Here is a 12,197-nt window from a genome sequence, read left to right on the forward strand (position 1 = left end):
AGTCCGAGTCCTATGACTGATCCCCAGTAGCTCAGTCGGCAGAGCAAGTGGCTGTTAACCACTGGGTCCGCGGTTCAAATCCGTGCTGGGGAGCCAAAAACAACTGTCCGTTCGGACAGACCCGATATATGAAAACCCCGAAGGCAAATGCCTTCGGGGTTTTTTTGTTTGTGTCATCGGGTCAACCCCAGAAGACGACGCCAAAAAAAGCCCTCACACAGATTCAAACACCTTGACAGCCTCAACCAAATAGCTATATTCACAAATAACGATTTATACAAAAACATAGCCACATGACGGGTGACTGGCCTGTGCCTTTCTCCCCACCGGCAAACATCCACCTAAATAAATCGCTAAATGGCGATATATAGTTTCAAGAAACAAGAAGGAGATCAGCCATGACCCACCAACTCCTGACAGGCACGCCGTGCCCATGCAAAAAAGAGGCAACCGGCCGTGACACCGCTTCCGCCCCCGGGGAAGAAAAATCAAAAACACGTTCCATGATCACGGCCAGCGCCCTGGGCATCGCCCTCTGGTTTGTGGTTTACCTCAACCTGGCCCCCCTGGCCGAGGCCGCCACGACGTTTCTCTCCGCCCTCACGGGCTTTGACGGGGAAAGCCACCTGGGAAGCGCCCTTGCCTTCTTCATCTACGAAGTGCCCAAGGTGCTTATGCTCCTCACCCTGGTGGTCTTTGCCGTGGGCATTGTCCGATCGTTTTTTACCCCGGAAAAAACCCGGGCCATGCTGGCAGGAAAAGGGGCCTTCACCGGAAACATCCTGGCCGCCCTACTGGGCATCGTCACCCCTTTCTGCTCCTGCTCGGCCGTCCCCCTTTTCCTGGGCTTCGTCACCACCGGCGTCCCCCTGGGGGCCACCTTCTCCTTTCTCATTGCCGCTCCCATGATCAACGAAATCGCCCTGGTTCTCCTGTACGGCCTCTTCGGATGGAAGGTGGCGGCCCTTTACCTTGGCACCGGCCTGGCCATCGCCATGACCGCCGGGTGGGTCATCGGCAAACTCAACATGGAAGGCCACCTGGAGTCCTGGGTCCATGACATCCAGGCAGGGTCTGGACCGGTTGTCGAAGCCGACATGACCTGGGCAGACCGGATCCGCTCCGGCGTTGAGGCCGTGGGAGAGATCCTTGGAAAAGTCTGGCTCTATGTCATCCTGGGCATCGCCGTGGGGGCCGGCATCCACGGCTACGTCCCCGAAGGGGTCATGGCCGGGTTCATGGGCAAGTCGGCCTGGTGGTCCGTGCCCCTGTCGGTTCTTCTCGGCATTCCCATGTACTCCAACGCCGCCGGCATCATCCCCATTGTCCAGGCCCTCCTCGGCAAAGGCGCGGCCCTGGGAACCGTTCTGGCCTTCATGATGTCGGTCATCGCCCTCTCCCTTCCCGAGATCATCATCCTCAGGAAGGTTCTGAAACCGCGATTGATCGCCACCTTCATCGGGGTGGTGGGCACCGGCATTCTCTTGGTGGGGTACCTCTTCAACCTCGTCATCCCATAGCACAGGCTCCGTCCCTTCGGCCCCCAGGAACGTCACCCTACACAAAATGAATAACAGAACACGGGTAACCAGAATGGATCACATCACGAAACTACGCGTCGGCAAAAACACCATCGGCATCCGGGGCCTCAAAGAGGCCCTTGCCGAGGCAGCGGAACTATTTGACGGCAAACCCGACACGACCGCGGGAAAAATCCTCCTTAAGGAACTTTCCGCCAAAAACTACATCGCCCCGTCTGCCGCCTCCACCTATGAGAAAGCCTTTCACCGGGCCTACCTCCGGCACATCGGCGCACCGGAAGACGACGCCCTGCCCGCAGGGCTGGTTGAGATCAAGGTCCTGGGCCCGGGATGCCCCCGATGCGAACGCCTGGAACGATGGGTCATCACCGTGATGACCGAGACCGGTATCGAGGCCGACCTCGACCATGTCCGGGACCTGAAGGAAATTGCATCCTACGGGGTCATGGGAACCCCTGCCCTCATCATCAACCGGGAGGTCAAAGCCGTGGGCAAGGTGCCGTCCAAGGCCACCCTGACGGCCTGGCTTACGGAGGCCGTAGCCGGAAGATAAGGAAAGGCTTCCCGGACCAAAACTCGGGCGTTGTCCCCGAGCTTCTCAAAACCCTTGTTTGAAACATATGGAGTATGTCCCATGTCTGAGTCCACCATCAAACGACTCTCTTTTCTTGACCGATACCTCACCTTTTGGATCTTCCTGGCCATGGCCGTGGGGATCGGAGGGGGATACCTTGTCCCCGAGGTTCAAAACATCATCACCCGATTTTCCGTCGGAACCACCAACATCCCCATTGCCGTAGGCCTCATTCTCATGATGTACCCGCCCCTGGCCAAGGTGAAATACGAAAAGCTGGGCCTGGTATTCAGAAACACCAGGGTCCTTGCCCTCTCCCTTGTCCAGAACTGGGTCATTGGCCCCATTCTCATGTTTCTCCTCGCCATGGCCTTCTTGTCCGGGCACCAGGAGTACATGGTGGGGCTCATCCTTATCGGGCTGGCCCGCTGCATCGCCATGGTCATTGTATGGAATGACCTGGCCGGGGGAGACACCGAGTACTGTGCGGGTCTCGTGGCCTTTAATTCGGTTTTTCAGGTGCTCTTCTTCCCGGTATATGCCTGGCTCTTCATCACTGTCCTCCCAGGCGTCCTGGGGTATGAAGGCATGGCCGTCAACATCTCCATGGGCCAGATCGCCGAAAGCGTCTTCATCTACCTGGGCATCCCCTTCATCGCCGGAATGCTCTCCCGGTTCATTGGCCTCAAAATCATCGGGGCGGACCGCTACGAGAACGAGTTCATCCCCAGGATCAGCCCCCTGACCCTTGTGGCGCTGCTCTTCACAATCTTCGTCATGTTCTCCCTCAAGGGTGAGTATATCGTCCAGCTCCCCATGGACGTGGTACGCGTGGCTATTCCCCTGTGCATCTATTTCGTGATCATGTTCTTCGTATCGTTCTGGCTCTCTGTGAAAGCAAAAGCCACGTACGGGCAGGCGACCACCTTATCCTTTACGGCCGCCTCCAATAACTTCGAGCTGGCCATCGCCGTTGCCGTTGCTGTCTTCGGACTCGATTCAGGACAGGCCTTCGCCGCTGTTATCGGCCCCCTGGTGGAAGTGCCCGTCCTTATCGGTCTGGTGAATGCCGCTTTGTGGTTGAAAAGAGCCTGGTATCCCACGTCCGACGAGACTCCGAAGGATGAGACCCCCTTTCCCGACAAAGTCCTGGAATAGCGGATGCGGCGGGGCAAGCCCTTTAACCCGGAGACGTCACAAGCTACCGGTCATTTTGCGCCTCGGAAATTTCGGTGACCTCCAGCCGGGGAAACCGGGCGCAGGCGGCCTCCAGCTCCCCTTGTCGAGTCACCCGGTTGACCACGAGATGCCGACAGGAGATCCCCGCCTGGGCCACGGATGCCACCAGGCGATCCGTCTCGGCAAGGACCATGCTCTCAGGCAGGGTCACGCAGACAAAGGCGGTCTTGTCCCTGTCCTGAAGCACCCCCTGCATCCTCCGGACACGCCGGGACAGGTCAAGGACCCGTTCGATGGTAGCCGTCAGCTTCACCGCCCCGTGGTATTTCCTCAACACCGCAAAAAAGGCCTTGAGCCATGCCCTCACCAGGCCGGGCATCTCCAGGAATCGCAACAGGTGACCGGTGGGCGAGCCGTCCAGGACCAGGATGTCATGGGCCCCGTCCCCCCTGGCATCCATCACCGCATCCAGGGCCATGATCTCATCGAGTCCCGAAGGGGCCAGGGATAAAAGCTCTGCCATCACCTCCCGGTCAAAGGCGATATCCATGCCGCGTCCAGCAAACCGCTTGAAAAGCGCCTGGATCTCCTTGCGGTACCCCTCCTTGAAACGCTCAAACAACCCATCGGCATTGATCTCATACGCCGAGAGGTTTTCCGTTATCCGAGTGACCCGATCACCGATGGGTGTGTGATAGGCATCGGACAAAGAGTGGGCCGGGTCCGTTGAGACAATCAAAACACGTTTTCCCTTGAAGCAATCGGCCAGCTGAACGGCAAGGGACGCCGCCACCGTGGTTTTCCCCACGCCTCCCTTGCCCCCCACCACAATGACCTCCAGATCGGCGGCCACACCGTAACGGAGAAACCGACACACCGCAGAGTCACAGAGCCCCGAAAGGATCGGCCCCGTGGCACCGCCCGGGGCCTTGTTTTTATCCCAGGGGACAGGTGCCTCAGGCCAAGGTTCACACACCTCACCTCCCACACGGGTCCCCACGGCTTTCAGGGCGGGGATCCCCTTCACCTCTGCCCCTTCTTTTGCCACCAGGACCAGGCCATACCGACGGAACCGCGCCTTGATCTCTCCAAAGATTCCGGGTCGGCTCCCCCCTTTGCCTGGCGGATCCACCCGGTTCACGAGGATCTCCCGAAGCGGGATATGGGCGACTTCAAGGCGTTGCACCAACCGCTCGGTCTCACGAAAGCTCATCAGCTCCGGGGTCATCACCGGCACAAAGCGGGTACGCCGGCCATCCCTGAAAAGCGCCCCCACCGCATCGATATCCCGGCCCAGGGTCTCAAGGAAACGGTCACACCGGTCCTTGGCGTACTTTTTCCCGGAAAAGGCCGATGCCATGTAGCGATGCTTGTGCAGCATCAGGTCCATCACCCGGATCCACGTTCGCATGTGCTCCGGAAGGGCCAGAAGGCGCAAGGTATGTCCCGTGGGGGCCGTGTCCAGAATAAGGAGGTCACATGCACCCTCAGCCAGGAGAGTTGCCACCTCTAGGACGGCCATCACCTCGTCCAGGCCGGGCATGGACAGGGCGAAAAACCCGGAGATGTCCTCCCGGTCAAAATAGGTTCCCCTCTCGGCGATGGTCTCCAGGATCTCTCCGTGGCGCTCCCTGAATCGGTTTGCCAGTGTCTCCGCACAAAGCTGGCGAGCAAACAGGTTCCCCTGCCCGTTCAAGGGCACCGGGGTCATGTCATGGGTGACATCCATGTCCAGGGAATCGGAGAGGGAGTGGGCAGGATCCGTGGAGAGCAGAAGGACCCTGGAGGTTGGGCGGGCTTCGGCAAGGGAGATGGCGGCAGCCGCAGACAAGGTGGTCTTGCCCACACCGCCTTTTCCGCCGAAGAAAAGAAGCTTCAGATCGAAATTATGAAGGTATTCGGGTTTGATTGAAAAAGGCATCCTCTGCTCAGGTTCATGACGACCCCGGCCATGGGCGGCCGGGCCAACAAGGGATCAGGAGCCGTCCCCGGCTTTCCGGAGGCAGATCTCAAGCAGGGTGTTTTTAAGGCTCACCCGGTGGGCGTCGAACACGACCTTTTCGGGCAGCTCAAACCGCTCCACCCACCGGGAGGAGGCATGCCTGGATTCGACGGTCAGCTCCCTGCCCGCAACCCCCACGTGGAGGTCGCGTCGTTCCACCCCTTTGACATCTAAAATCACCTGATAATGTCCCCCCTCATCAAAAAGATCCAGCAGGCGCTCCCTCTGGGCGGTACCCCTTTGCGGGCTGCCGGCAAGCCACCAGCTGAAAAGGACCGTCTCTCCGGTGCCGGGGTCCACCCGCTTGCGCTCAAAGGAGAGGATCGGGCAGCCCATGGTCTTGACGGCCATGGGGTTGATGGCATCCTTGACGTGCATCAGCACGTCCATGTGGTTGTCCGTACCGCACACCTCGGCCAGCTCGACGATCCTGGCGTGCCCCCTCTCCCAGAGATGCATGAGAATGGCCCTGCAGCTGTCGTCGAGCTTCTCGGCAAGACTTGCAACAAGGGCCTCATCCACCTTGAGCAGAGACATCTGAAACAGCCGGGCCTTCCAGATCCGGGCTCCGTTGACAATGATCCAGGCAACCCGGGGACGCTGAGCTCCCGCAGGGTGAAACCACACCCCCAGGGCAGGGCGCTTGCGCAGCACATAGTAAAAGGTCCCCGTGCGAAGGTCCGAAATGGATGATAGGGGGACCTCAAGGACAATCTTCCGGAGCTGCCAGAGGATCAGCCGCTTGTCGGTGAGCAGGCACTCCACCACCTTCCATCCCGCACCGGGATGAGCCCTGTAGCCCCCCTGGTCCTTGAGGATCAGGGTCTCATCGGGGCCGAGGGCCGGGGCCGCTTTGGCCAAACGGGGCATGGTGCTCAACCGGGGTCTCATGGAGGGCTCCCTTTGCATCGGGGGTTAAGGTGGTAAGAAAGGCCTTAAGCGCCGCGCATCGGCTCCTGATCTCAAGGGCACTTCCCTGGGCCAGGACCTCCCGGCACAAGGCGACATGGGCGGCAAGCGCCCTGCCCAGGTCCTCGGGCAGGGAGGCCGCGGGGTCGTCGACCAGCGCCTCCACGGACCGGATCAGGGTCTCTGCCCGGGTGGACGCCTCGATCTGCTCGCGCCTCTCCAGGTCCCCTTGGGCACAGGTGTCGGCATCGGCAAGGGCCTGGCTCACCTCCTCGGCCTTTAAGGCATGCATGGCATCAATGGAAATGGCGGCCTTTTCTTCCGTCTGGAGACTTTCGGCGGACACCGTGACGATGCCGTCCGCGTCAATGGAAAAACTGACCTCCACGTGGGCCTGCCCCCTGGGCAGGGGCGGGATCCCGGAGAGTTGAAAGGACCCCAAGCTGATGTTGTCCGACGCCATCTCCCGCTCCCCCTGCAGCACATGGAGATCCATGCTGGCCTGGTCGTCCCGGGCCGTGGTGAACAGCTCCTGCGCCGAGGTGGGAATGGTGGTGTTCCGGGGGATGATCCGTGCAAAGAGCCCGCCCTGGGACTCGATCCCCAACGAGAGGGGGGTGACATCCACCAGCACCACATCCTTGATCTGACCAGTCAGGATCCCGGCCTGCACCGCGGCGCCGATGGCCACCACCTCGTCGGGGTTTAACTTGAGATAAGGTTGCTGCTGAAAAAAGGATTCTGCAAGGGCCCGGATACCCGGCATCCGGGTGGCTCCGCCCACCAAAAGCACCCGGTCAATGCCGCCAACCGAGAGCCCGGCATCGGAAAGGGCCTGGCGGGTGGGGGGAAGCAAGCGCCCGGCAAGGTCTGCCGTGGCCTCTTCAAAGACGGAGCGCGCCATGACCTCTTCAAAGGACGCCCCCTCACCCAACGGAATCTCCAGGGCAGAAAGGGAAAGCCTGGCTACCGGCTTTTCCGAGAGCTGCTTTTTCACCCCCTCGCAGACCATCCCCACCTGGGCCAGCGCCTGGGCATTGCCAAGAATATCAACGCCGCATTCTGCCTTGACCCGGGATGCCACATGGTCGGCAAAGCGCCGGTCCCAATCGTCTCCTCCGAGTCGGTTGTCCCCGCAGACCGCCCTCACTTCAAAAAAGCCTTCGGAGAGCTCCAGGATCGAAACATCAAAGGTCCCTCCCCCTAAATCCCACACCAGCACCGTGGAGAGGTCCTGACGATGAAGGCCGTAGGCCAGGGCCGCGGCCGTGGGCTCGCTTATGATCCTGAGCACCTCAAAGCCCGCCATGCGCCCCGCCTCCCGGGTCGCCTCCCGGGCTGCGTGATGAAAGTACGCTGGAACCGTAATCACCGCCCGGGCCACGGGGCCGCCCAGCTCCCGTTCGGCATCGGCCTTGACCTGCCTTAAAATGGCCGCCGAGATCTCCCGGGGAGACCGGGGTGCCCCCCGGACCATCACGGACCTGCCGCTTCCCATGAGCCGCTTGACACTGGCAACGGCATCGCCGGAGCCGGTGGCCAGCCGCTGCTTAGCCGGCATCCCCACAAGCCGCCTGCCGTCACCTGTCTCCGCATACACCGACGGTGTCAGCCGCTCCCCCTCCCCGTTGGGCAGGATACGGGCCCGACCGTTTTCCACCACGGCGGCCACCGTGTTGGACGTTCCCAGATCAATGCCGATGGCTCGGTTCATGGGGATCCTTCGATGGTTAAAAACCGGAAAGAAAAGCCTCCGGCGGCCCTGCCGGGGGCTACACTTTTAAAAAGTTTAACAAACAGGTTTTAAAAATTCTTCTTGAATGAATTCTACTTTAAAGGCGGATGTGATTTGACCCGAGGAACGAGGGGCAAAGCGCATCCGCAACCTGCTTTCAAGGTGGCACACCTTGCCGCCGGAGGCCGCTTTTTGGATCTGAATAGTTTCATTAACAATGGAAGCCTCTTTCGTTATGATGACTTACAGACGGTATCCATGGAAGGCAGGGGGCCCTCGCCCCGGGAATCTCGCCAGAGGGTTTTCCAGACGGTGTTGTCGAGGGTGACGCCTTCCCCGACCTGCAACTCGTCAAGGCAGGCCAGGAGCTGTGAGGCCTCTGTGCACCTGAGCTTTTCGATGTGCCCGTCAGCCATCACCAGGTGAAGCTCACGGACCTTGCCATCCTCGGAAGGGGTGTCTTCCGGCATCAGGAACCGAACGATGCCCGTCAGGGGCACCTCAAAGAGCATGCGCTCAAAGGGATGCTGGTACACGCACAGCCTTTCGGGGGTCAGGTAGAGGTGGCCGTACCGCCAGGCCGGATGCAGCCCGTGACGGCAGTACCATCCCCCGTGGGCCGTCAGGAGCACCTCCTCGCCGTTGGAAAGAAAGGTGCCCTTCTGGCTCCGGGCCTCGCTCTCCTGGGCCCGCATGCGCTCATCCCAGGCCTTCATCATCCCGTACTTGACCATGGTCTCCATGCCGGCCAGGGCCGCCTTCAGGTTCAGGCCGATGAGGGGAATACCGGCCACCGAAACAATAAGGTCGGCATGGATCACCAGCCCTTTGTCCAGGATGCGGTCCAGAAGATCCACCAGGGTGGCTTTGGTATGGTTTTCCGGCTCCATGGGCTCACGTAAAGCTGTAGGGCGGCCAGGGCCCTGTGAATTTCACGAAAAACCAGGCCATCTCATTGATCCGTTCCAGCTCCCGGCCCAGGGAGCCGCTCTCCTCCCGGGGAAGCAGGCAGGACAGGTTCATGATCATCTGCCGGGCAGGGTCTTCGGCCTTTTTGGTCTTCTCGACCTTGACCTCGGTCACGCACTCTTTGATGTCGTTGAAAAACTCACGAAAGTAGTGATCGGCTTTGGTTTCGAGCTCTTTTTTCAGCACCGACTCAATCTTCTGACGATGCAGGTAGGCCGCCCCTTTGGGCTTGTCCTCCAGACTGGCGGTCATCTCCCGGACGCTTTCGCTCTCCCGGGCAAGGGTCTCCATCATGGCCGGGGCGTCCCAGAACACCTGCACCCCGTATTCCGCCTGGCCGGAAAAGCGTTCCAGCATGGCCGTAAAATCCTCCCGGCCGTCCCGGAGCCAGGCCGCCACGGTCTCATCGGCTCCCCGGCCCTTTTCACCGGCAAGGATGGTGTCAAAGGAGGTGGGGATCACCACGCTGAACTCCCGCAAGGCCCGCTCAATGACGCCCTGGTGAGCAAGGAGCCACTGCTTCACGACCTCCTCGTCGGCCGACTCGTAGGGGGTTGCCGCGCAGTCATGGACCACGGCCCCGAGCCCCTCCTCCCAGATGATGCGGACCTCCTCCCCGTCGATGCCCATGGGGCCGAACACCAGGTCTTTCTCCCCCCGGACCACCCCGTAGACATACCGCCCCTCATCGATAGCCGGGGGGGAAGACGGCGCCTCCTCCGCTGCCGCCTCCTCCGCTGCCGGCTCCTCCGGGGCCACAGCCACCGGGGATGGCTCCGAAGGCGGTGTCACCCGGGGGGCCTCCTCCACAGGCGCAGGCACGACCTCGGCTGCAGGGACCGCACCCAGCTCCCGGTGAATCTCTTCCCGGATGATCCGCTGCAGTTCGGGGGCAACGGCCTCCCGCACAAGCTGCCGGATCTCCTGCCGGTGCGCATCGAGGACACACCGGAGCTCTTTTAAGACACGCTCTCTGATCATTGGGTCCATGGGCTACTCTGCCTTACTCCACCGGCTCGGGTTGATCATCTGCTCCAAAACGTCGTCCACCATCTCATCCAGCCCGTCCCGCACGTTTTTCACCGCCTCGGAGATCCCCTGCTGGGCCTTGATCTCGGCCAGGGCCTCGTCAAGATCCATCAAGGCCTGGCCCAGACGGTCCACCTCCTCCTCCGTGAGGCTTCCCCCTTCCACCCGCTTCATGGCCTGGAGCCTCAAGGCGTCCTGGATCACCTCCACCAGGGCCACCACCAGGCCCAGCACCCCGTGCTTCAGGTTGTTTTCATCGATATCAATGGCCATGGGTCCTGCCTTTGCCCGTCCCTTCGGGACGAAACCCGCAAAGATAGCACCCGGTGCGCTCCATGGCCTCACGCACCACGGGACGTCCGCACCGGGGGCACGGGATTTTGTAGGGTACCGGGGCCCGATCCGTTTCAGGGCCTGCGCCGCAGACATAGCAGCCTTTTTTCAAAAGCTCCTTTTTCACCACGTCCTTGCCGCAGGAGGGGCAACGGGTCCAGTAGCCGCTCCCCTGCCGGTGCGCCCGCTTCTCCTGCCGGCCCCGGCGGACCTTTTCCATAAGGGTTGTCCACACGGGTTACACCGAGGTGGTGAGGCCGGGGTTGGACTGCCTCGCCTTGGCGCTGATCCAGCCGCACCAGGGACACCCTGTGGTGATGAGCTCTTCGGCGGGGAGCACCTTTTCACACTGGGGACAGTGCTCTTTGGCGGAGAGTGCCTCGTCCCAGGCGGGGGTCTGGAGCTCCGTGCCCGACGGGAACTCCAGGCCGTATTTTGCCGCGGTCTCAAAGGAGGCCAAAGCCGCCCGGATCCTGATGCCCAAGAGCTCCACCCCGGCCACGGACACGGCAATGTCCGCGTTGATCACCAGCCCCTTGTCCAGGATCCTGTCCACCACATCGGCCAGACTTCCGCTGCTTTCTCTCGACGGTTCAAGGGCCATGGAGTTATTCCTCCGGGTCGTCGGTGTCGATGCGCTTGCGCATCCGCACCCGTTTGAACTCCGACACCTTGCCCTTGTCGTCGAGCATGGTCTCGTACACCGCCAGGATGTCCAGGCTGTCGGGGATCGCCTTCTTCTCGATCGCCTCAAGCGTTACGCGCCATCCGTCGGCGTTGGGCTCGGCGCTCACCGTGGATTCGATCTCGAGACCGATGAGCATGTTGAGCTCCTCACGGGCTTTTTGAATTGCATCTGTAAATGAAATCGCCATGGGTTGTGTCCCTTGTTGTCAAAGGTTGACGAAGGGGACGGCACCGTCAGGGCCCGTCCATCTCTTTTTTTAACTGCCGTGCGCGATCCAGCCGCTCCATCACATCCTGTTCCCTGCGCTCAAACTCTGCCTCATCGATCTCATCCATCTCAAACTGCATCTGCAGGTGGAGCAGCTCTTCGTAGATGCCCGCCTCGTCGGTCATCTCCTGCAACGCCGAGTCCCGTAATTTTTCGGCCACCCACACGGTCATTTTCACGGGGGCCAGCAAGATGTCATCCAAGATAAACGCCATGGGTCTACCACCTGACAACCAGTTCGATAAAATGGTTCGGAGGCACCGGCCCCACGTACTTGATCTTCATCTGCCCGTCGGTGCTCTCGCCCAGCCGGTTTACCGCCGCATCAAAATCCCCCTCCCTGTCCCGGGCCACCAGGAACACGCTGTGGGTGATCATCCGGTCCCCCATGGGCGGGTTCTTCTTGTGCTCCACCCAGAGCCCGTCGAAAAAAGAACCGATGCGCGTATCTAAGGCATCCCGCTTTCGGGCCAGGGCCCCTGCCACCATCTCTCCCAAACGAATCTGATCTTTTCGCGCGCCCCCTTTCTGGGCATTGAGGCGATCCCTGAGCTTCTGGATCTGCCTGTCCTCTGCAACAATTTCCCGATACGCCTGGGCGGGATCGGTCCACAGCACCTTGAGCCCCAGCTCCACCTTGTCGGCCACGTAGGCCAGGTGGGCTTTCAGCTCGTCGTAGCGGTCCGCAAGGAGCTTTTCCCGAATGACCTCGGAGTCTTCGCCCACGGTGCCGAACTTCACCGGCAGAATGGGCGCCGTCGCCATGACGGTCTCCATCACCGTCTGATGAGCCATGGTGTTTTTCCGGCTCACGGCATAGTCGGTCACCGGGGAGGGGCTCACCACGGCCCCGATGTCCCGGTGGCAGATGATGGACACATTGCCCCCGGCCTCGGCGATGCCGCCGATCTCCAAGGTCCGTTCGTCGCCTGTATCGGCCACGGCATAGATGTATTGGCCCATGGTCACCT

General features: G+C 61.0%; 14 protein-coding genes and 1 tRNA gene. 4 read left to right on the forward strand and 11 right to left on the reverse strand.

Annotated elements, in window-relative coordinates:
* Positions 1-20: 20 nt before the first annotated feature.
* From BLQ12_RS05830 to arsB, 4 genes are all read left to right on the forward strand, one after another.
* Positions 21-96, forward strand: a tRNA-Asn gene (locus BLQ12_RS05830).
* Positions 97-398: 302 nt separating this feature from the next.
* Positions 399-1,520 carry a permease gene (locus tag BLQ12_RS05835; protein ID WP_302846761.1) on the forward strand — a complete coding sequence of 374 codons (1,122 nt, stop codon included), beginning with the start codon at positions 399-401 and terminating at the stop codon, positions 1,518-1,520.
* 73 nt (positions 1,521-1,593) lie between these two features.
* Positions 1,594-2,094, forward strand: coding sequence for a thioredoxin family protein (locus BLQ12_RS05840; protein ID WP_092209210.1), 501 nt, complete (start codon positions 1,594-1,596; stop codon positions 2,092-2,094).
* Positions 2,095-2,175: 81 nt separating this feature from the next.
* Entirely contained in the window at positions 2,176-3,273 is a 1,098-nt protein-coding gene (arsB, locus tag BLQ12_RS05845; RefSeq protein WP_092209212.1) for an ACR3 family arsenite efflux transporter, read from the forward strand.
* A 43-nt stretch (positions 3,274-3,316) separates the two neighbouring features.
* Here the strand turns inward: arsB and BLQ12_RS05850 are convergent, their stop codons facing one another.
* The 11 genes from BLQ12_RS05850 to BLQ12_RS05900 all read right to left on the reverse strand — a co-directional run bounded on the left by BLQ12_RS05850 (position 3,317) and on the right by BLQ12_RS05900 (position 12,189).
* Positions 3,317-5,215: an ArsA family ATPase gene (locus BLQ12_RS05850; protein ID WP_092209214.1), complete on the reverse strand. Its 1,899-nt coding sequence runs from the start codon at positions 5,213-5,215 to the stop codon at positions 3,317-3,319.
* 54 nt (positions 5,216-5,269) lie between these two features.
* A complete protein-coding gene (locus BLQ12_RS05855) occupies positions 5,270-6,187 on the reverse strand; it encodes an Hsp20/alpha crystallin family protein (protein ID WP_139163871.1) in 918 nt (305 codons plus the stop codon).
* Positions 6,123-7,919, reverse strand: coding sequence for an Hsp70 family protein (locus BLQ12_RS05860; protein ID WP_092209218.1), 1,797 nt, complete (start codon positions 7,917-7,919; stop codon positions 6,123-6,125). The genes BLQ12_RS05855 and BLQ12_RS05860 overlap by 65 nt, the downstream gene beginning before the upstream one ends.
* 254 nt (positions 7,920-8,173) lie before the next feature.
* On the reverse strand, positions 8,174-8,830 hold the full coding sequence (gene gvpJ, locus BLQ12_RS05865; RefSeq protein WP_092209220.1) for a gas vesicle protein GvpJ: 657 nt from the start codon (positions 8,828-8,830) through the stop codon (positions 8,174-8,176).
* A gap of 4 nt (positions 8,831-8,834) precedes the next feature.
* Positions 8,835-9,899, reverse strand: coding sequence for a GvpL/GvpF family gas vesicle protein (locus tag BLQ12_RS05870; protein WP_092209222.1), 1,065 nt, complete (start codon positions 9,897-9,899; stop codon positions 8,835-8,837).
* Between the two features lie 3 nt (positions 9,900-9,902).
* A complete protein-coding gene (locus BLQ12_RS05875; RefSeq protein ID WP_092209224.1) occupies positions 9,903-10,211 on the reverse strand; it encodes a gas vesicle protein K in 309 nt (102 codons plus the stop codon).
* Entirely contained in the window at positions 10,201-10,491 is a 291-nt protein-coding gene (locus BLQ12_RS05880) for a hypothetical protein (RefSeq protein ID WP_092209226.1), read from the reverse strand. Before BLQ12_RS05880 ends, BLQ12_RS05875 begins: the two co-directional genes overlap by 11 nt.
* 18 nt (positions 10,492-10,509) lie before the next feature.
* On the reverse strand, positions 10,510-10,875 hold the full coding sequence (locus BLQ12_RS28475) for a gas vesicle protein (protein WP_092209228.1): 366 nt from the start codon (positions 10,873-10,875) through the stop codon (positions 10,510-10,512).
* A gap of 4 nt (positions 10,876-10,879) precedes the next feature.
* Positions 10,880-11,146, reverse strand: a complete 267-nt coding sequence (gene gvpO, locus BLQ12_RS05890; protein WP_092209230.1) for a gas vesicle protein GvpO — start codon at positions 11,144-11,146, stop codon at positions 10,880-10,882.
* Between the two features lie 46 nt (positions 11,147-11,192).
* The gene (locus BLQ12_RS05895; RefSeq protein ID WP_092209232.1) at positions 11,193-11,441 is read right to left on the reverse strand and encodes a gas vesicle protein GvpG; all 249 of its coding nucleotides are present in this window, start codon (positions 11,439-11,441) and stop codon (positions 11,193-11,195) included.
* A 4-nt stretch (positions 11,442-11,445) separates the two neighbouring features.
* The gene (locus BLQ12_RS05900; protein ID WP_092209234.1) at positions 11,446-12,189 is read right to left on the reverse strand and encodes a GvpL/GvpF family gas vesicle protein; all 744 of its coding nucleotides are present in this window, start codon (positions 12,187-12,189) and stop codon (positions 11,446-11,448) included.
* Positions 12,190-12,197 lie beyond the last annotated feature (8 nt).

Origin of the sequence: Desulfoluna spongiiphila, assembly GCF_900101345.1 — a bacterium.
In the GTDB taxonomy this organism is placed as follows: domain Bacteria; phylum Desulfobacterota; class Desulfobacteria; order Desulfobacterales; family Desulfolunaceae; genus Desulfoluna; species Desulfoluna spongiiphila.

What these genes read in the sequence shown, in the direction of transcription:
- BLQ12_RS05840 (WP_092209210.1), top strand. Translation starts at nt 1,594, where the DNA reads ATGGATCACATCACGAAACTACGCGTCGGCAAAAACACCATCGGCATC.
- BLQ12_RS05900 (WP_092209234.1), bottom strand. Translation starts at nt 12,189, where the DNA reads ATGGGCCAATACATCTATGCCGTGGCCGATACAGGCGACGAACGGACC.
- BLQ12_RS05850 (WP_092209214.1), bottom strand. Translation starts at nt 5,215, where the DNA reads ATGCCTTTTTCAATCAAACCCGAATACCTTCATAATTTCGATCTGAAG.
- gvpJ (WP_092209220.1), bottom strand. Translation starts at nt 8,830, where the DNA reads ATGGAGCCGGAAAACCATACCAAAGCCACCCTGGTGGATCTTCTGGAC.
- arsB (WP_092209212.1), top strand. Translation starts at nt 2,176, where the DNA reads ATGTCTGAGTCCACCATCAAACGACTCTCTTTTCTTGACCGATACCTC.
- BLQ12_RS05895 (WP_092209232.1), bottom strand. Translation starts at nt 11,441, where the DNA reads ATGGCGTTTATCTTGGATGACATCTTGCTGGCCCCCGTGAAAATGACC.
- BLQ12_RS05835 (WP_302846761.1), top strand. Translation starts at nt 399, where the DNA reads ATGACCCACCAACTCCTGACAGGCACGCCGTGCCCATGCAAAAAAGAG.
- BLQ12_RS05875 (WP_092209224.1), bottom strand. Translation starts at nt 10,211, where the DNA reads ATGGCCATTGATATCGATGAAAACAACCTGAAGCACGGGGTGCTGGGC.
- BLQ12_RS05870 (WP_092209222.1), bottom strand. Translation starts at nt 9,899, where the DNA reads ATGGACCCAATGATCAGAGAGCGTGTCTTAAAAGAGCTCCGGTGTGTC.
- BLQ12_RS28475 (WP_092209228.1), bottom strand. Translation starts at nt 10,875, where the DNA reads ATGGCCCTTGAACCGTCGAGAGAAAGCAGCGGAAGTCTGGCCGATGTG.
- BLQ12_RS05860 (WP_092209218.1), bottom strand. Translation starts at nt 7,919, where the DNA reads ATGAACCGAGCCATCGGCATTGATCTGGGAACGTCCAACACGGTGGCC.
- BLQ12_RS05880 (WP_092209226.1), bottom strand. Translation starts at nt 10,491, where the DNA reads ATGGAAAAGGTCCGCCGGGGCCGGCAGGAGAAGCGGGCGCACCGGCAG.
- BLQ12_RS05855 (WP_139163871.1), bottom strand. Translation starts at nt 6,187, where the DNA reads ATGAGACCCCGGTTGAGCACCATGCCCCGTTTGGCCAAAGCGGCCCCG.
- gvpO (WP_092209230.1), bottom strand. Translation starts at nt 11,146, where the DNA reads ATGGCGATTTCATTTACAGATGCAATTCAAAAAGCCCGTGAGGAGCTC.